Consider the following 19,406-nt stretch of genomic DNA (forward strand, 5'->3'; position numbering starts at 1 on the left):
TAGCAAACTCCAACATTATTAATGATTAAACAACCATTTTTGTTTTAGGCATACTTAGCTCAGTCAACTTATTTAACGCTGCTATCATGACATAAATTTCGCTAATTTAAGCATTGTGATCTCTTCAGCTTAATTCCCCCTCTAAGTAATTTTTGACTCAAAGCATTGTTATTTTTTGACAGGGAAAGTTTATGATTATCATATCTCATTTTTCAATATTGGTTGGAATCGTATAACTTCTGATAACTGACCGCTACATGACGAGATAACTTCGTTACCCAAAAATTATTCCTCTTCTTGGTAGAATGAGTGGAATCGCTCGTTTAATACGAATGGTTTCGTAACATTGTCTGGTGTCGTCAGCTCCATCGTCTGATGTTACATTGATTCTTCGGTGGGTCTGTGTTAACAAGTTAGATAGTACTTCAGCGTCAGTCACATTTGGTGCACTTAACGTAACAGCCATAATTTCATGCGTATTTATAGTTATCACTCAGTGTAACTTGCGCCAGACTCGTTGTTTTCCATCAGTGCCATGCTTTTTCACTTTTCATGCGCCTTCACCGTAGACTTGGAGCCCCGTGAAATTAATGATTAAGTGCTGGATGGTTCCTTTAGTCTTCGTTTTACACGCAATATTAACTGTATGGGCTCGCCTGCTCATACGTGAATAGTAAGGGCATAACAACGGCAGTTGAATAAATTTGAAAGCAGAATTAATGCATCCTCTCAAACCTCTCAATGACATTAAAAATACGCATTTAACTAGGAGAGCCATCGTAATGGCTAAGTCACTAAACGAAACAAAGTCTCCCATGGTTACTATGTTTCGTTTAGTGACTTAGCTGAATAGTTTCTTCATCAATCCAGAATGTCTGTAAATCACAATTGATTAAAACTTGATTATACTGCTTCCAGTTAATTGTTTTGTAGCGAAGATTGTTCATAATCTTGAGTATTTAAGTGAGCCTAACTGTTTAAAGTGTTAATTAAAAATTTAGTTCCCTTATTTAAGCAGTAAAGCCGGTTACCATAACCATTCCCTAGCAGAGATAGCAATGATTCAAATCAAACACTACATAGAGGGATATTGAGCCTAAGAAATCACATAATTCAAATTAGTAAAAACATCGCCATGATAAAAACATTAAATAGGCTAACAAGACTGGGTATACCTAACGCGAAAGCGATTCTCTAATAGTGAACCATCTGAGGATTTGCTATTAAAGCTCGGATTAAAAGACAAAACCAATGGTTAGGATCCTACTCACATCTTTTTTTATGTATTTATAGCATCAAACTAAAAATTTACTTGAGAAATATAGCTATTCGCCGCAAAATAACACAAATTTTAATTGGAGCAATACATGGATCTGTTTGATATTCGTAGAGAATATAATCGAAGCGGATTGAGACGCAAGAATCTGCCTGAAAATCCTGTGCAATTCTTTGAGCATTGGCTCAAGCAAGCAATAGATGCTAAGTTTCCTGACCCTACGGCGATGACAATTGCAACTGTTAATGAACATGGCCAACCCTATCAACGTATTGTTCTGCTAAAGCATATGGATGATCAAGGCTTTATATTTTATACTAATCTTGGAAGCCGTAAAGCAAAACAGCTTGCCAAAAATGCGCGTATTAGTCTTCACTTTCCTTGGCACCCTTTGGAGCGTCAGGTGCATATTACAGGTATTGCAATCAAATTAACGAACATAGAAGTAATGAAATATTTTTTGTCTCGACCAAAAGAAAGCCAGCTTGCAGCATGGGCGAGTCGCCAAAGTGAACGTATCACGGCACGATTAGCACTGGAAAGTAAATATATAGAATTGAAGCAACAATTTGATAAAGATAAAATTCCAGTGCCGACTTTTTGGGGTGGTTTTCGTGTAAAGCCGGCATCATTTGAATTTTGGCAGGGCGGCGAACATCGATTACATGATAGGTTTATATATCAAAATCAAGATAATGGACAGTGGAACGTAGAACGTTTAGCACCATAATTATTTATTGTGCAGTGTTATGTATACTCAAAAAGAAGTGATCGTATAATCATTCATTATGTTGAGATTTACTATCTGCATTCAAATTAGGCAACAAGTATGCGTGGGTAGCCAAAAATATTTCGTTGACTCTGGATGCATAAAGACCTCGATTAAAGAAGTTCCGTGCTCATGTATTTGATTGTCATGAGGTTTTGTTTTCTAATTTTAGTTCAGAGAGCCAATTTCAACATAATAAATGATTACACGATCGCTTTTATTTTAGGCATGCCTAACACGGTAATCTTATTTAACGCTTCTGTCATAACGTAAGTTACGCTAATCTAATCATTATAATATCTTAAACTCAATCTTCCTCTTAGTAATTTTTTTAATTTGAAACATTGCCGTCTTTGATAGAAAATGCTTATGGTAACTAACTGTTAAATTATGCGGATGATCTCGTTCCCAAACAGTTGTTCCTTTTTGATGGGATGAATGGAACTGCTCGTCCAATACGAACGGTTTCGCAACAGTATCTGGTATCGTAAACAATATCGGCTTATATTTCATTAATTTTTCGATATGACTGTTTGAATAAGTTAGATAGTGCTTCACCGTCAGTCACATTTGCTGCACTTAACTCAACAGCAATGATTTCATGCGTATTTATATCTCGCACTAAATATAATTTGCACCAAACTCGCCGTTTTTTTATCAGTGCCATGTTTTTTTACTTTCCAGTCGCTTCCACCGTAGACTTTTAGTCCTGTAGAATCAATAGCTGAATGGTTCCTTTATTTTCTTCTTGAACGTGACGTTAACTGTTTTGGCTTGCTTGCTAATGCATGAATGGTGAGGGCATGATAACGACAGTTAAGCAAATTTAAAAAAAATTTAATGAACCCTTGTAGGTCTTTCAATGACATTAAAAATACGCATTTAACCATAAGAGCCGTTGTAATGACTCAGTCGATAAATAAACGAGATTTTCCATTCAACTTGGCTTAGTTTAATTCCATAACTGCATGATTTTCATCACTCCAAAATATTAGTGAGTCACGATTGATTAAAATTTTATTATACTGTTTTTAGTTAATTGTTTTATCGTGAAGCTTGTTCATAGACCTGAATATTTCAGCTAACCTATCTATTTAGAGTGTTAATTAAACATTTAGTTCCATGATTTTAAAAATAAATCCGATTACCATAAACGTTACTTAGCAGAGACAGCAATGGTTAAAATCAGGAAACTATTGGGAGCAATATTGAATTTAAGGAATCACAGAACTCAGATTAGTCAAACCGACGCAACGATCAAAGAATTAAATAGACTGACAAAATTAAGTATCTTTAACACGAAGGTGAGTGTCTAATAGTGAATCATTTGGGGATTTGCTATCTGAACTAGAATTAAAAAATAAAGCCTTTTAATGAAAAAATATTTTTTATTTTTGAATCGGTTATTAATATTCAAAATTTATAATGTGGTGTATTTATGACTTTAATGTACACTATACTCTTCCTGAAAATACCAATAATATTAGCAAGCTCTAATACACAACGCATGCAGAGAAAAAATATAACCTTTAGCACTCGTTTAATACGACTTAATAGAAAAACGCTTGGCTACTCAATATTGACGTAAATGCATAATATAGTTATTAATATATTCATTTAACGTGTGTATGATATTTAAACTAAAATTAATATTTTTGAGCACATAACCTTAAAAAAAATTATTTTAACACATGATGTATGAATTTAAGTTAATGTTACGATAAATTTTTTTTGTCCATCGAGTGCTTAGCATTTTTGGGATTCTTGAACACATACCTAGTACCATTATAGATTAATGTCAATAATAAGCGGCGGCAATCAGCTTTTCCTGGTTCATTAAACACCATTCCATAGGTTTGTTTACCTCGCTTCGTACGACCATTTTTCACCTTACCACTAAGTGCATATGTGTCTTCTGTCATACTGTTCCTGACCTCCAACACAATTCTTTGGTCAACATCAAAGTCCAAGGCCATCGCTTCATAACTAAACCCACATCCCCTAGAAGACACATCCGTCAATACTACCCGTAGTTTTCGGTTTGTAAGCTGGATATCGCCAGGAAGGCATAACTCATATCGAATTTCATTTCTTAGCAACACCAATTTAGCTTGCTGCGGAACAGGAAAAACCAATATTGAAACAGGTTGATAAATAACATGTGCTATTCGAGTACGAAAACAAACCAGAGCGCCGTCCCCATGTTCAAAAATACCTTCAATGTCAATGTTAAACCCTTCTATGAAAAATGAATTATACTTATTTTTAGAAAGCTTTGGCATGGTGAAAAAAATATGTTGTTGATCATCAAAACCAATAAAATTTGCTTTAAAATTCAATTTTTGTCCAAGTGGTGTGACGATCTCAAGAGAGGCTTCTGTACCATGTTGGATGAAATCCATAGCTTGCAGCCCCATCACTACTTTTTCTCTGGTTTTTGCTGGCGACTTTGTTGCTGGTACTGAATTTATATTCATAAAAACCCCGCCGCAAACACTAAAATATAAATTTTTTTGCTTGCGCTGCTTTCAAAGTAAACGGCTTATTACATAATAATATATAATTAATTTTTACACTCTTAATATAATAGATTTTGTTACAAAGTGGTTCTGTTTCCTGATACAAAAAGACACTTAACATCAATAGTAAGCATAATAATGACTTTGCAAAAATAAATACATTGTACTACGTTCAATCCATTGAATACATAATTGTTTCCCTTGCTTCACCATCAAATGCACAATGAAAATTATGAAAAAAAGTTATACTCCTAGCAAAAGACCTTATCCCAAAAGAAAAAAATATTATAAAAATAGGTAAGTCAAATAAGCAAATTAGTTAGTTACTAACTAGTCTTATATGAGTGAGGATATGAAAACAACTGCGACGATATTCTTTCTAGTTGTTAACAGCACGCTTTAAGGGGCAGGACCATGAGTATTTTCGATCATTATCATCAACGCTATGAAGGAGCCAAAAATGAAGAACTTAGCCTTCAAGAGTATTTAAACCTGTGCCGAGGCGACAGCAGTGTTTACGCCAATGCATCGGAACGTTTGTTAATGGCAATAGGAGAGCCCAAAAGGGTAGATACGGCACTTGAGCCACGTCTGAGCCGGCTTTTTTCTAATCGTATTATTTCACACTACGATACATTTAAAGACTTCTATGGTATGGAAGAAGCAATCGAGCAAATTATTTCTTACCTCAAGCATGCAGCTCAAGGCCTTGAAGAACGTAAGCAAATTCTCTATTTACTTGGTCCTGTGGGCGGAGGTAAATCATCACTGGCAGAAAAGCTCAAAGATTTGATGCAAAATGTGCACATTTACATTCTTGTCGCCAATGGCGAACGCAGTCCTATTAATGACCATCCTTTTTGTTTATTCGATTCAGCTGAAGATGGCGAATTACTAAAAAGTGACTTCGGCATTCCTCAACGTTACCTTAGTTCTATCATGTCCCCTTGGGCGGCAAAACGTCTACGCGAGTTTGGCGGAGATATTAGTAAGTTTAGAGTGATGAAAATTAGACCTTCCATCCTTAACCAAATTGCGGTGGCAAAAACAGAACCTGGTGATGAAAACAACCAAGACATATCGTCTCTGGTTGGTAAAGTCGACATTCGTCAGCTTGAACACTTCGCGCAGGATGATCCAGATGCGTATAGCTATTCAGGGGCTCTGTGTAAATCCAATCAAGGCTTGATGGAGTTTGTAGAGATGTTCAAAGCACCAATTAAAGTACTGCATCCACTGCTTACAGCCACTCAAGAAGGGAACTATAATGGCACTGAAAGCCTCTCAGCATTACCATTTGAAGGCATGATCCTTGCGCACTCAAACGAATCTGAGTGGCAAACATTCCGTAACAATAAAAATAACGAGGCCTTCCTAGACCGTGTTTACATCGTAAAAGTACCTTACTGTCTACGTGTATCGGAGGAGATGAAAATTTACAACAAATTACTGCAACATAGTGAGCTATCATCAGCACCTTGTTCACCAAGTACACTTGATATCCTAGCTCGTTTCAGTATTCTCTCACGATTGAAAGAACCAGACAATTCAAGTATTTTTTCAAAAATGCGAGTTTATGATGGTGAAACACTAAAAGACACTGATCCAAAAGCCAAATCATATCAAGAATACCGTGACTATGCAGGTGTTGACGAAGGCATGAATGGTCTATCTACGCGTTTCGCATTCAAAATACTATCTCGAGTATTCAACTTTGACCACTCTGAAGTCGCTGCCAATCCTGTACACCTATTCTACGTACTTGAACAGCAAATTGAACGGGAACAGTTTCCACAAGAATTTGCAGAAAAATATATTGAGCATCTCAAAGGGTACTTAATCCCTAAATATGTCGAATTTATTGGGAAAGAAATTCAAACTGCCTACCTCGAATCCTATTCTGAATATGGTCAAAATATTTTTGATCGTTATGTTATGTATGCAGATTTCTGGATTCAAGATCAAGAATATAGAGACCCAGATACTGGCCAACTGTTCGACCGCTCTGCATTAAATAGTGAGCTAGAGAAGATTGAAAAGCCTGCAGGTATCAGTAATCCTAAAGACTTTCGGAATGAAATCGTCAACTTCGTACTCCGGGCTCGTGCTAATAATGAAGGTAAAAATCCTGGTTGGACAAGCTACGAAAAACTTCGCACTGTGATCGAAAAAAAAATGTTTTCAAATACAGAAGAATTATTGCCTGTAATTTCCTTCAATACGAAAACTTCTAATGAAGAACAAAAAAAACACGACGACTTCGTCGCTCGTATGATGGAAAAGGGTTATACTCGAAAGCAAGTACGACTCCTATCTGAATGGTACTTACGCGTACGTAAGTCTTCATAAATCGCATAGACGAGAAGTAACAACATACGGGGGCTTATGACGCATTTTATAGATCGACGGCTCAACGGAAAAAACAAGAGTACGGTAAATCGTCAGCGTTTTTTAAGGCGTCACAAAAGGCAAATTAAAAAATCAATTGCTGATGCTGTAACTCAGCGCTCAATAACAGATGTGCATAGTGGTGAAAACATAACTATTCCTTCTCGAGACATCCGTGAGCCAACATTCCATCAAGGTAAAGGAGGACAGCGAGATGCGGTTCACGCAGGTAATGACCAATTCATTCCAGGAGATTGCATTGAACGTCCATTAGGACATGATGACTGTGATCATGCAGGAAAAGGTAAAGCGAGCCAAGATGGCGAAGGACAAGATGATTTTATTTTTCAGATTTCAAAAGACGAATATCTCAATTTATTATTCGAAGATTTAGAGTTGCCAAATCTTCGAAAAAATCAAATAACAAACTTGATTGAATATAAAACGTATCGCTCAGGCTTTAAAGCAACAGGTATACCTGCCAATATTGCTATTCTTCGCTCGTTAAAAAATTCTCTTGCCAGACGAACAGCAATGTCTGCGGGCAAGCACAAAAAATTCAAAGAACTTGAAATAGAGTTGGCAGCGTTAACAGGTACTGAGCCAGCTCAACCTTTAGAAGAAAAGCGCATTCTAGAAGAGATTCAAATACTCAAAGAACAAATAGCAGCAGTACCGTTTATAGATACTTTTGATTTTCGATTTAAAAACTATGAAAAACGACCTCAACCTAGCAGTCAAGCAGTGATGTTTTGTTTAATGGATGTCTCTGGTTCCATGGATCAGGGTACCAAAGATATCGCTAAACGTTTTTATATATTGCTTTATCTGTTCTTAACTCGGACTTACAAAAGCGTAAAAGTTGTTTTTATTAGACACCACACTCAAGCTAAGGAAGTCGATGAACACGAGTTTTTTCATTCACAAGAAACAGGTGGCACTATCGTCTCAAGTGCCCTAAGATTAATGGATGATGTTATCAAATCACGTTACTCATCCAATGCATGGAATGTGTACGCAGCACAAGCGTCTGATGGTGATAACTGGGCGGACGATTCACCCTGCTGCCGAGAACTACTCGAACGCAATTTACTTCCGGTAACACGATATTATTCTTATATTGAAATTACACGCCGTGCGCACCAAACACTGTGGTGTGAATATGAAAACCTTAATAAAAAATACGATAATTTTACTATGCAAAACATTCAAACTGTCGACGATATATTCCCAGTTTTCAAAAAATTATTTAAGAAGCAAGTAAGCTAATAGGCTTGCCATTGGATACGCACAAGATATCTTGTGTTAGCTAAAAAAAGCTCAGGAGAACCACTATGGCTGTCACAACAAAGAAAAAACATAAGGTACTCAGTGATGGACCAGACTGGACATTTACTCTCCTCGAACAATACCAAACTGAGATACAGCGCGTAGCTGGCTATTACAAGCTAGACACATACGTTAATCAAATCGAAATTATTACCTCTGAACAAATGATGGATGCCTACTCTAGCATAGGCATGCCAATTAATTACAGCCATTGGTCTTTTGGTAAAAAATTCATTGAAACAGCTCGAAATTATAAACACGGTCATATGGGGCTAGCTTATGAAATTGTCATTAATTCGAACCCATGTATTGCATACTTAATGGAAGAAAACACCATTACTATGCAGGCACTTGTCATAGCGCATGCATGCTATGGTCACAACTCTTTCTTTAAAGGCAACTACCTATTTCAAACTTGGACCGATGCAGGTTCCATCATTGATTACCTGCTTTTTGCAAAAAACTATATAAGTGAATGCGAAGAAAAATATGGTGTTGATGAAGTTGAGAAATTACTCGACTCTTGTCACGCGCTAATGAATTACGGTGTCGACCGTTACAAGCGCCCGCAAAAAATTTCAATGGCAGAAGAAGCAACGCGTCAAAAGACCCGTGAGGATTACCTTCAAACTCAAGTTAACGCACTATGGAAAACCATTCCCATCAGCGAACAGAAACGTGAAATGGTACTGGAAAGGTTCCCTTCAGAGCCACAAGAAAACATCCTCTATTTCTTTGAAAAGCACGCTCCTCTTTTAGAGCCTTGGCAACGTGAAGTCATACGTATCATCCGTAAAACTAGCCAGTATTTTTACCCACAGAAACAAACGCAAGTGATGAATGAAGGTTGGGCAACATTCTGGCATTACACCATTTTGAACCATTTATACGATGAAGGCTTGGTATCTGACCGTTTCATAATAGAGTTCTTACATAGCCATACAAATGTCGTGGCACAACCTCCTTATAATAGTAGGTACTACTGCGGTATCAACCCGTATGCACTAGGCTTTGCTATGTTTACTGATATTCGACGAATTTGTGAAAATCCAACCGAAGAAGACAAACACTGGTTTCCAAATATTGCTGGGTCTAACTGGCTCGAAAATATTCATTTTGCGATGAATAACTTTAAAGATGAAAGCTTCATTAGTCAATTTTTGTCACCCAAAGTTATGCGAGACATGAAATTATTTGCCATCAATGATGATGACCGACAAAATCACATGAAAGTGACAAGCATTCATAACGAAGAAGGCTATCAGCAGCTCCGTGAAAAGTTATCCGCGCAGTACAATCTCGCGAATCACGAACCCAACATTCAAATATGGAATGGGGCCCTAAGCGATAATCGTTCTCTAACTCTTCGTTACGTACCACATAATAGAATTCCGCTGGCTCACTCCCACAACGAAGTGCTTAAACATGTTCATCGATTATGGGGGTTTAAAGTGGTACTTGAAGAGGAAGTAGCATCTGGTAAAGGGGAAATCATCGCAACATGTCCGAATTAACCACCACTTAAGCAGGATTTGATTCTAAGAACATAAGCCTAAAAGGATCCTCCTAATTATATATTCAATACAGTAACATAGCCAGTTTTTAAAATGATCCTACTAAATTTTGAATAACTTATTTTTATGTTTTCTAGAAAACGTGTATTTAATAAGTTGACTATGGTTTAAAAGTAATCCTTACATTCAACAAATGCACAAAATGCGTTGTCGTGCATTATCATTAATTTTGAGTACCCGATCGTTGAGTCATTTTGAGTGTGTATTAAGGTCAAATTCTTCGGTTAAATGAGCTATGCGTAGAACTTACCAAAAATCTGTGTATACTTGAGAAAAATTTCATACACATTGTAGCCATCCGTAGGCTTTATTTCCTAACTCAAGTTCAGATAGCAAATCCCAATATGATTAACGATTAAAGAATTGCTTTTATTTTAGGCATACCTAGCCCGGTCAGCTTATTTAACGCTTGTATCATACCGTAAGTTTCGCTAACCTAAACATTATGATCGCTTAAGCTCAATGTCCCTCCGAGTAATTTTTTGACTCGAAACGTTTCCGTCTCTAATAGGGAACGTTTATAATAACCATACCTCATTTTTCAATGTCTATTTAAATTATATAATTTCTGGTAACTGATCGCTAAATTACGCGGATGACATCGCTCCCCAAAAGTTACTCCTTTTCTTGGTGGTATGAGTGAAACCGACCGTTTAATACGAACAGTTTCGTAACATTGTCTGGTATCGCAAGCATCATCGACTAATATTTCATTAATTTTTCGGCGGGTCTGTTTGAGTAAGTTGGTAGCACTTCACCATCAGTCATATTTGATACACTTAACTTAACAACAATGATTTCATACGCATGTATATTTACCGCTAAATGTAACTTGCACCAAACTCGCTGCTTTCCATCAGTGTCATCCTGTTTTACTTTCCATTCACTTCTGCCGTAAATTTTGAGTCCTGTAGGCTCAATAACTAGGTGCTGGATGGTTCCTGTATTCTTCGTCTTGAACGTGATGTTAACTGTTTGGGCTCGCTTGCTATGCATAAATAGTGAGGGCATTACAACTGCAATTGAACAATCTTAAAAAACAGAATTAGTGAATCCTTGCAGACCTCTCAATGACATTGAAAATACGCATTTAATCATGAGGGCCGTTATAATGGCTAAGTCACTAAATAAATGATGTCTCCCATGATTACCCTATGTAGTTTAATTCCATAGCAAAATGGCTTATTCATTAACCCAGAATGTTAATGAGCCACGATTGACTAAAGCTTGATTATACTGCTTCCAGTTAGTCATTTTATAGCTAAGCTTGTTCATGGATCTAAATATTTGAGTTATTCTAGCTGTTTAAAGTGTTGATTGAAAATTTAGTTCCATGACTTAAGAAATAAAGCCAATTACCATAAACGGTTCCTAGCAGAGACAGCAATGGTTGGAGTTAGAAAATTACTGAGAGGGACATTAAGCCGAAGAAATCACATAACTCAGGTTAGCGAAACCTACGCCGTGATAAAAAACGCCAAATAAGCTGACAGAACGAGGTATTCTTAAAACGAAAACGAGCATCTAATAATTGATTATTTTAGGATTTGCTATCTGAACTCGGATTAGGTAAAAAAGCCAACAATGAGTTAAGAATTTTCTTGTGTTCTAAATTTACATTGCGTTAACTTACATAATAATCTCGAATATCATATTTAATGTGCACATGCGGCATGTAATTTTATCAATTTATTGTCGCAAGTAGGTACTGGAACCTTAACTTTAGTGGAAGGGCATTGATAGAGTTATTCGGTCGTAGAAGGTCAGGGATATATTGAGGAACCCAACAGTAAGTAAATTATGTACTCATTTAACTCTTATTTTACCACATTTCAGTATTATTACTAAGTATTACATTAATCAATCTGATCCTTTGAAATTTTAGTCTCGTGTTTCATGAATTCATGAGTCAAATTATATGGTTTTTTTTACGCTTGTATTCATTGTTTTTTTTCCACATGATAGTTCTCTGTTTGGTGAAAGTCCGCTGTACGGAGACTATTATATCTATTTTTTGTAGTGTATTTTATCTGTAAATATATTTCTCCATAAGAGCATCATGCATAAAAAATAATATACTGGAAAAGCTTTTGTTGTGGTGTTTAGGTGGCAAGACGAGAATGAACAACGGAGTGATCAATTACACCACTAATACTTTGGGCAAAACAATTGAAAGCATGATTCCTATATTACAAGGTCTACACGATCTTACACCTGACAAATTATTACTTAGCTAAGAGCATTATGAGTCTGACATGTGTTCTTATCCTCACCGTTTACCTATAACTATTAAAAAAGCATCAAAAATTTTGGTTGAAAATAGTTAGAGTAAGTTTATCTCGGCTGTCTCGCTGGCGCTGGAGCTTTAACGTTAGGGCACAACCATCCAGCGATTAATCATGCTTTAATTGAGCAATTAAATGCTGGCATTCCATATCAAACACTTAATATAATGACGCTGGCTAAAGATAATTTCATTCATGAATTAATAATGTTTTTCCTGCAAAATTTTTCTAAAAATACCAAAGTACAATTTTATGGACGGGTCGGGAACCGATGTTGCCGAAGCAGCTATCAAACTTACAAAACAAACAACAGGACGAAATACTATTACTGCTTTTCATGGCACATACCTCGGTATGACTAATGGAACGATGTCAATGATAGGGGAACCTTGAAACCAAATCTCGTCACCAAGGCTTGATGCCAAACGTTCATTTTTTCCTTTTCCTTACGATTTACATTGCTCCTTGGGTCTTCAAGAGAAACCAGATGCACGTCCAGGACTGCAATATATTTAACGGATTTTAGTGAATGATAAGAGCAGGCTTCAAAAGCCCGCAGCTATGATTGTTGAGCCGATTCAAGGTAAAGGTGGTATTATTCCCGCTCTTCCTTTTTGACTTCAAGAACTTCATCGTATTACTAAAAAAATAGTATATTACTAATATTCAATTAAATTCAATGCGACATTGGTAAAACAGGGACCCACTTTACATTTGAAGACGCGGGTGTAAAACCTGACCTTTTATGTCTTTCAAAAGCGGTGAGAGACGGCTTGCCAATGTCTATATTGATCTTCGACAAAGAGATTGACACTTGGTTACCAGGTGAACATACGGGCACGTTTCGTGGTAACCAATTGGCCATGGTATCAGGCGTGAAAGCAATGGAAATAATCCGTCGTGATAATTTTGCAAACAAAGCAAAAATGACTGGTAATTATATTCGGCATGGATTGCAAAAAATTGCTACTTGCATAAGTTGTATTGTGGACGTTCGTGGTAAAGGCTTAATGCTTGGCATAGAGATCTATAACCCAGAAGATGGTAGTAACAAGTTTGGTGAGCCTCTCGCGACATCTGAATTAATCATTGGTCTCCAATGTGCGGCGCTAGAGTATGGACTGACTATCGAAAAAGATGGTCACGAAGGATCAGTTTTATGTTTCCCACCCCCCGATGATTATTTTTTTGAATAAATTAATTTTGCCCTTCATGCACTACAAGCCGCCATCGGATCGTTAGGAGAACCTAAGCAAGCCGTTCAGTCTGCAGATGCATTGCAACAAAACTGGCGCAATCATTTTATTCATGTTGGCAAAAATGGCGCAGAAAGTTTTGAGGCAGCAATGACCCAAAGTACTTAAGCATTGAAAAAGATCTTTGAAAACTCAAAGGTTCCTTATAGAGGTATTGATCCAACAGTTCTCGCATCTCTCAAATTCAGCATGTTAACTTAGGAAAATTTCCTCGGTCTTTGACTAATGTTGTTAAAGAAACCAGCGAGTTAATTGGTCAGAACTCTATCGTTGTTCAACATTTACATTTTATTGTGCATCTCTATACGCCGCCGCTCATTCCAGTCATAATGGCTGAAGCTTTTATCTCGGCACTAAACCAGTCTATGGATTCATGGGATCAAGCCAGTGTGGTCACTTTTGTGGAACAAGAAGTGTGCTCCCTTAACTCAAGGTTCCTCTCGATAATTTTTGACTTAACCCATTGTCGTTTCTGATAGAAAACGGTTTATGGTACCAGACCTAGTTTCGCAATGCTGATTTAAACCGTATAGCTTGGCAATTGACCGCTAACTTACGCTAATGATCTCGTTTCCAAAATATTACTCCTTTTCTTGGTGATATCAGTTGAATCGCTCGTTTAACACGAATAGTTTCGTAAGATTGTTTGGTGTCATAAACACCATTAGCTGATATTGCATTGATTTTTCAGTAAGTCTATTTTAGTAAGTGAGGTAGCACTTCACAGTCAGTCATATATGATGCATCATAATTCAGCAGCAATGATTTTATGCGTATTTATATGTACTGTTAAATGTAACTTGTGCCAGACACACTGTTTTCCATCAATGCCATGCTTTTTTATTTGTCAATTTTCTTCACTGTAGACTTTAAGCCCTGTAAAATCAATGGCTAAGTGCTGATGCTTCTTTTACTCTTCGTCTTGAACGTAATGTTCACTGTTTTGGTTCGCTTGCTAATGCATGAATAGTGAGAGCATGGCACTGGTAGTTGAGCAAGTTTCAAAACAAGATTTATAAATTTTTGCAGATCTGTTAATAGCATTGTAAATACGCGTTTAATCATGAGGTCCGTTGCAATGGCTCAGTCGCTAAATACATGAAATTTCCAACGATTACCCGACTTAGTTTGATTCCAGAGCTGAATAGCTCCTGTATCAATTCAATACATTAGTGAGCTATAATTAATTCAAGCTTAATTATACTATTTTAAGTTAGTGGTAAATTTTATATTCAACGTAGTACGAAGAAGAATTTTACCCTTTGCACACGCTTAAAATAATTTATATAAAAAGGATAGGGTACTTAAAATTAACAAAAATATAATCTTAAATTTATTATCTAGTTTCCTGATTCAAAAAATACAATCCCTTCAATATAATAACTTTACCAATCATACAGTATTTTTATTACTTTTTTTCCCCTGCTCCACCAATACATGTCATCTTCCTGTTTTTTATTTTTAAAATATGCTCAGCGCATGGGCGCTTTCACATAAACATCAAACCGATTATTCTTAGTTTTTATTTGTACTGACGGAATTTTTTCTGAAAGAAATTTTGCATAATTTGGACGCTTGACTACGATCCGCTTGGTAGCTAATGCATACGCAAGTGCAAATAAATCATAAGCATCCATATCAGTACCGACAAGTGATCGTAACATCCGCATCTCTTTTTTTGCTAAGGCAGACTTTTTTTTATGCGGATACATAGGATCTAAGTAAATAACGTCAGGTCGCTTAAGCAAAGTGTCATTCATCAGCTGCATGAATACATCATAGCTTGAAGCATGCTTCATTAACATACGCTCACTCACCCAGCCACTAATATTAGCATCCAATTTGGCACGTTTTAAGCCATCCTCCAATAAAGCTCCAATAACAGGGTGACGTTCTACCATCATGACTGTACAACCCAAAGAAGCTAACACAAATGCATCGCGTCCTAATCCTGCTGTCGCATCAAGTACTGTCGGTCTTATGCCTTTATTTAAGCCTACTGCTTTTGCAATCGGCTGCTTTTTACCACCCCCGAATTTGCGTCGATAACCAACATATCCACCGGATAAATCGACATGAACTGCCCCTAGTTTAGGTTCATCACGTTTTCTTAGTTCTAGGAACCACTCGGTCAGAATAAGGCTGAATATAGCATCAGTATCATGGATTAGACCCCAATCTTGAGTAATTTTAACTAGAGCTTCTGCGCGCTCTGGTGCATCGCAGGACAAGGCAATATGCACTTGAATCCTCCACAAAAGTTATCCAAGTGATTATATCATATTTACTGGCAGAGCAAAGCGTAAAAGCGCGGTCCATCACCTACTAAGCACTCATAAAAAAGCCACTAAAAACCACATAAATAAAAATCGCAGTTCATAAGTTATCATTTTTATAACTTAGTTTTTTTCCGTCTCTGTTTCCTAAATTTAATTTAGATAGTGAATCCCAACATAATTTACTATTAGTCAATCGCTTGCATTTTAAGCACACCTAGCTTGCTAACTTATTTAATGCTTTTATTATGCCATAGATTTCGTTCATTTAAGTATTGTAATCCCTTTGGCCTAATATTCTTCCTCGTAGTTTTTGGGCTCTCAATATTACTGTTTTTTATAGGGAACGTTTATAGTAAAATCTTATTTTTCAATGTTAATTGGAACCGTATAACTTCTGGTAACTGACTGCTAAATTACGTTGCTAACCGTGTTTCAAAAAGTTATTCCTTTCCTTTGTGGCATGAGTGAAACTGCTCGTTTAATACGAACGGTGTCGTGAGCACCATCGGTTGGTATTTTATTAATTTTAAGGTTATTTTGTTGGAGTAAGTTAGGTAGGATTTCATCGTCAGTCACATTGGATGCACTTAACTCTGCAGCAATAATTTCACATGCATTTATATCTACCACTAAATGTAACTTGCATCCGACTCGCTGTTTTTCATTAGTATCCTGCTTTTTCACTTTCCATTCTCCTTCACCCTAAACTTTGATCCCCCAAAAAATGAATGGCTAAGTGCTGGATCCTTCCTTCATTCTTCGTCTTAAACGTGACATTAACCGTTTTGACTCGTTTGCTAATGTATGAATAGTGAGGACATGACAATGGCATTGAAAATACGCATTTAACCATGAGGGCCATCGAAATGGCTAGGTCACCAAATAAACGAGCCCTCCCATGATTATGCTGCTTCGTTTGATTCCATTACTGATTAGTTTTTTCATCACTCCAGAAGGTTAATTAACCACGATTGATTAAAACTTCATTATACTACTTCCAGTGAGTTTTTTTGTAACGACGATTGTTTATAAACCTGTTAGAGCGTTGGTTGAAAATTTATCTCTATAATTTCGGAAACAAAACCATCTAAACTAAAATTTAGAAATAAAGCTTTTTTAGATACATGCAACTTTATTGTTGTAGTGCTTCTTTTATTTTGTAGTATGTCATACCTATCGCCAACAATGATGAACCAAACATCGCTCCGCCTGGAAAAGTCATGGATTTCACTTTGGCAAACACATCAAAACGTTCAGCGGTTCCGGAGACAGCTTCAGCTATCACTTTACCTGCCATGTGCGTAGTATTAATACCGTGGCCTGAATATGCTTGAGCAAAAAAAATATTGGGTGAATCAGGTAATGCACCTATTTGAGGTAATCGATTCGCACCAATACCAATCATCCCACCCCATTCAAAGTCGATATTAATGCCTTTCAGCGAAGGAAATACACGCTCAAGGTTTGGGAGCAGTGCACTTGTGATATCTTTCGGATCTTTGCCTGAGTAAGTACATAATCCGCCAAATAATAAACGATTGTCGTCAGAAAGGTGATAATAATCCAGTGCAATATTCAAGTCAGCAAAGGCCATGTTTTTCGGTATAGTTTGATGTACTTGTTCATCACTTAGAGGTTCAGTCACAATAATATAACTTCCAGCCGGTAATATTTTTCCACCAATGTAAGGTTCAAGTTTATGCCCAATGTAAGCATTTCCAGCCAGCAATAAATAACGGCAAGTTACTTGCCCACTTTCCGTCTTCACAACAGGCTGATTACCTTTGATAATACTAACTGCAGCACTGTCTTCAAAGATCTGAACACCGAGCGATGCTGCGGCAACTGCTTCGCCTGTAACTAAGTTAAGTGGGTGCAAATGCCCGCTGCCCATGTCTAGCATGCCCCCAATATAGCGATTAGAACCGATAACCTCAGCAAGTGCAGCTTTACTGAGCATTTTAATCTCATAAGGATACCCACTTTGCGTCAGTAATTCAAAATCTTTTGTTAGCTCACGTATATGAGAAGATTTAAGCGCTAGAGCGCAGTATCCCATTTCTAGATCGCAATCTATGTTAAATTCGCCAATGCGATCCTTAACGATCTGAACCGCCTCTATACTCATTTGATTAATTGCATTTACACCGTCACACCCAATCTGATTAGTAAATTTTTCAATGCTATGTCCCATACCACGAATAAGTTCACCCCCATTTCGTCCTGATGCTCCCCACCCGATTTTATTAGATTCAAGTAGAACAACAGAATAGCCACGCTGTGCCAATTCAATAGCACTATTGACCCCACTAAAACCTCCACCAACAATGCACACATCAGCAGGAATATGCTCCGATAATGTAGGGTAGCGCTGCGCATATTTAATTGTGGCAGCATAATAAGATTGTGTATGCGGTAATTTTGATGCCACGTGGCACATAGCTGCATTCTCATGTGTAATATAATAACAAAGATTAACGTACTGTAGTCTTGAGAGTAAAGCGGTAAATCACAACATTAAGCTAAGATGATATCTTTACCACGCACTACCTGATGAATATATTCGTAATTATTGAAGCTACATTATTTTTTGATGATTCTGGGTCATTTATAAATGTGACATTGCTTTAGCCAAAATTTGAAACTAAACATCTCTCACGATAAGATTAGTGATGGTAAAATTAATCATGTATTTATTAAATTAAGTTTAGCTTAATATGCTTATTTTTTAAAGTGGTTATTATGACTACTGTTAATGGTAAGTACTTGTTTATTAAAATGACTAATGCTTAAACGTACGAACTTAAACATGGTGGATACTAATGCTACTATTGTAACCGATGCAGTGAAGTCTTCCAGCTAGAATATGGCTTTATTTTCTAATTTGCGGTGAGATAGCAGATATCAGCATAATGAACGATTAGACGAGTGCTTGCGCTTTAGGCATACTTAATCTTGTCAGCTTATATAACGCTTCTATCATGGCGCAGGTTTCGCTAAGCTGGGTATTCTGACCCCTTAGGCTCAGTGTCTCTTCCAGTAGTTTTTTGGCTCGAGCTATTGCTGTCTTTACTAGGCAACGTTTATGGCAATCCTTTTCCGTTTTTAACGTTAATTAGAATCATATAATTTCTGGTAACTAACTGATAAATTACCTGAATGATCTCGTTCCCCAAAATTGCTCCTTCTCTTGGTGGGATGAGTGGAACCATTCGTTTAATACGAACAGTTTCGTAATATTGCATGGTGTCGTAAGCACCATTGACTGATATTCAATTGATTTTTTAACAGGTCTGTCCGAGCGCGTTAGGTAGGGCTTCACCGTCAGTTACATTTGATGCTTTTAACTCAGCATCAATGATTTCATGCATATTTATATCTACCTTTAAATGTAACTTACGTCAAATTAAACGCTTACCATTAGGATCATACTTTTTACTTTCCATTCGCCTTCATCGTAGATTTTGATTCCCGTAAAATCAGTAGCTAAGTGCTAGACAGTGCCTTTATTCTTCATCTTGAGCGTGACATTAATCGTTTTGGTTTATTTACTAATGTGTGAGGTCTCTTATAATTACCTTACTGAGTTTGATTCCATAGCTGAGTGATTCTAACATTAATCCGGAATATAAGTCAGCCACGATTGGATTAAAGCTTGATTATACTGTTTCCAGTTAGTTATTTTGTAACGGAGCTTACTCATAGACCTAAATATTAAAGTAAGCCTAGCT

10 protein-coding genes and 5 pseudogenes are annotated in these 19,406 nt (G+C 36.9%); 6 read left to right on the plus strand and 9 right to left on the minus strand.

Annotated features, from left to right (window positions below; translation table 11 throughout):
* Window positions 1–25: 25 nt before the first annotated feature.
* Window positions 26–947, minus strand: a pseudogene (locus BTN50_RS01400) (IS5 family transposase).
* 420 nt (window positions 948–1,367) lie between these two features.
* Here BTN50_RS01400 and pdxH point away from each other — a divergent pair.
* Window positions 1,368–2,006 carry a pyridoxamine 5'-phosphate oxidase gene (gene pdxH / locus BTN50_RS01405; protein ID WP_096618759.1) on the plus strand — a complete coding sequence of 213 codons (639 nt, stop codon included), beginning with the start codon at window positions 1,368–1,370 and terminating at the stop codon, window positions 2,004–2,006.
* Window positions 2,007–2,248: 242 nt separating this feature from the next.
* Here the strand turns inward: pdxH and BTN50_RS01410 are convergent.
* A pseudogene (locus BTN50_RS01410) lies at window positions 2,249–3,061 on the minus strand (IS5 family transposase).
* Between the two features lie 699 nt (window positions 3,062–3,760).
* Window positions 3,761–4,522, minus strand: coding sequence for a flagellar brake protein (locus tag BTN50_RS01415; RefSeq protein WP_096618760.1), 762 nt, complete (start codon window positions 4,520–4,522; stop codon window positions 3,761–3,763).
* 456 nt (window positions 4,523–4,978) lie between these two features.
* On the opposite strand from BTN50_RS01415, the gene BTN50_RS01420 reads away from it, so the two are divergent.
* The 3 genes from BTN50_RS01420 (at window position 4,979) to BTN50_RS01430 (ending at window position 9,795) form a co-directional block, all read left to right on the plus strand.
* Window positions 4,979–6,913: a PrkA family serine protein kinase gene (locus BTN50_RS01420; RefSeq protein ID WP_096618761.1), complete on the plus strand. Its 1,935-nt coding sequence runs from the start codon at window positions 4,979–4,981 to the stop codon at window positions 6,911–6,913.
* A gap of 36 nt (window positions 6,914–6,949) precedes the next feature.
* Window positions 6,950–8,221: a YeaH/YhbH family protein gene (locus BTN50_RS01425; RefSeq protein WP_096618762.1), complete on the plus strand. Its 1,272-nt coding sequence runs from the start codon at window positions 6,950–6,952 to the stop codon at window positions 8,219–8,221.
* Between the two features lie 65 nt (window positions 8,222–8,286).
* Window positions 8,287–9,795: a SpoVR family protein gene (locus BTN50_RS01430; RefSeq protein ID WP_096618763.1), complete on the plus strand. Its 1,509-nt coding sequence runs from the start codon at window positions 8,287–8,289 to the stop codon at window positions 9,793–9,795.
* A 415-nt stretch (window positions 9,796–10,210) separates the two neighbouring features.
* On the opposite strand, the pseudogene BTN50_RS01435 reads toward BTN50_RS01430, so the two are convergent.
* Window positions 10,211–11,130 (minus strand): annotated as a pseudogene (locus tag BTN50_RS01435) (IS5 family transposase).
* A gap of 1,262 nt (window positions 11,131–12,392) precedes the next feature.
* On the opposite strand from BTN50_RS01435, the gene BTN50_RS10740 reads away from it, so the two are divergent.
* The gene (locus BTN50_RS10740) at window positions 12,393–12,533 is read left to right on the plus strand and encodes a hypothetical protein (RefSeq protein WP_223823308.1); all 141 of its coding nucleotides are present in this window, start codon (window positions 12,393–12,395) and stop codon (window positions 12,531–12,533) included.
* A gap of 293 nt (window positions 12,534–12,826) precedes the next feature.
* Window positions 12,827–13,336, plus strand: coding sequence for an aminotransferase class III-fold pyridoxal phosphate-dependent enzyme (locus tag BTN50_RS10745; RefSeq protein WP_235610989.1), 510 nt, complete (start codon window positions 12,827–12,829; stop codon window positions 13,334–13,336).
* Window positions 13,337–14,287: 951 nt separating this feature from the next.
* Here BTN50_RS10745 and BTN50_RS01445 read toward each other — a convergent pair.
* The 5 genes and pseudogenes from BTN50_RS01445 to BTN50_RS10345 form a co-directional block, all read right to left on the minus strand.
* Window positions 14,288–14,476, minus strand: a complete 189-nt coding sequence (locus tag BTN50_RS01445) for a transposase (RefSeq protein WP_256386981.1) — start codon at window positions 14,474–14,476, stop codon at window positions 14,288–14,290.
* 392 nt (window positions 14,477–14,868) lie between these two features.
* The gene (locus BTN50_RS01450) at window positions 14,869–15,639 is read right to left on the minus strand and encodes a class I SAM-dependent methyltransferase (protein WP_096618765.1); all 771 of its coding nucleotides are present in this window, start codon (window positions 15,637–15,639) and stop codon (window positions 14,869–14,871) included.
* 304 nt (window positions 15,640–15,943) lie between these two features.
* Window positions 15,944–16,651 (minus strand): annotated as a pseudogene (locus BTN50_RS09265) (transposase); the annotation flags it as partial.
* A gap of 156 nt (window positions 16,652–16,807) precedes the next feature.
* Window positions 16,808–18,115, minus strand: coding sequence for an NAD(P)/FAD-dependent oxidoreductase (locus BTN50_RS01460; protein WP_096618767.1), 1,308 nt, complete (start codon window positions 18,113–18,115; stop codon window positions 16,808–16,810).
* A 480-nt stretch (window positions 18,116–18,595) separates the two neighbouring features.
* Window positions 18,596–19,378: pseudogene (locus BTN50_RS10345) on the minus strand (transposase).
* Window positions 19,379–19,406: the final 28 nt, after the last annotated feature.

Origin of the sequence: Candidatus Enterovibrio altilux (assembly GCF_002381345.1) — a bacterium.
Classification (GTDB): Bacteria; Pseudomonadota; Gammaproteobacteria; order Enterobacterales; family Vibrionaceae; genus Enterovibrio; species Enterovibrio altilux.

What these genes read in the sequence shown, in the direction of transcription:
- pdxH (WP_096618759.1), top strand. Translation starts at nt 1,368, where the DNA reads ATGGATCTGTTTGATATTCGTAGAGAATATAATCGAAGCGGATTGAGA.
- BTN50_RS01415 (WP_096618760.1), bottom strand. Translation starts at nt 4,522, where the DNA reads ATGAATATAAATTCAGTACCAGCAACAAAGTCGCCAGCAAAAACCAGA.
- BTN50_RS01420 (WP_096618761.1), top strand. Translation starts at nt 4,979, where the DNA reads ATGAGTATTTTCGATCATTATCATCAACGCTATGAAGGAGCCAAAAAT.
- BTN50_RS01425 (WP_096618762.1), top strand. Translation starts at nt 6,950, where the DNA reads ATGACGCATTTTATAGATCGACGGCTCAACGGAAAAAACAAGAGTACG.
- BTN50_RS01430 (WP_096618763.1), top strand. Translation starts at nt 8,287, where the DNA reads ATGGCTGTCACAACAAAGAAAAAACATAAGGTACTCAGTGATGGACCA.
- BTN50_RS10740 (WP_223823308.1), top strand. Translation starts at nt 12,393, where the DNA reads ATGGACGGGTCGGGAACCGATGTTGCCGAAGCAGCTATCAAACTTACA.
- BTN50_RS01460 (WP_096618767.1), bottom strand. Translation starts at nt 18,115, where the DNA reads ATGTGCCACGTGGCATCAAAATTACCGCATACACAATCTTATTATGCT.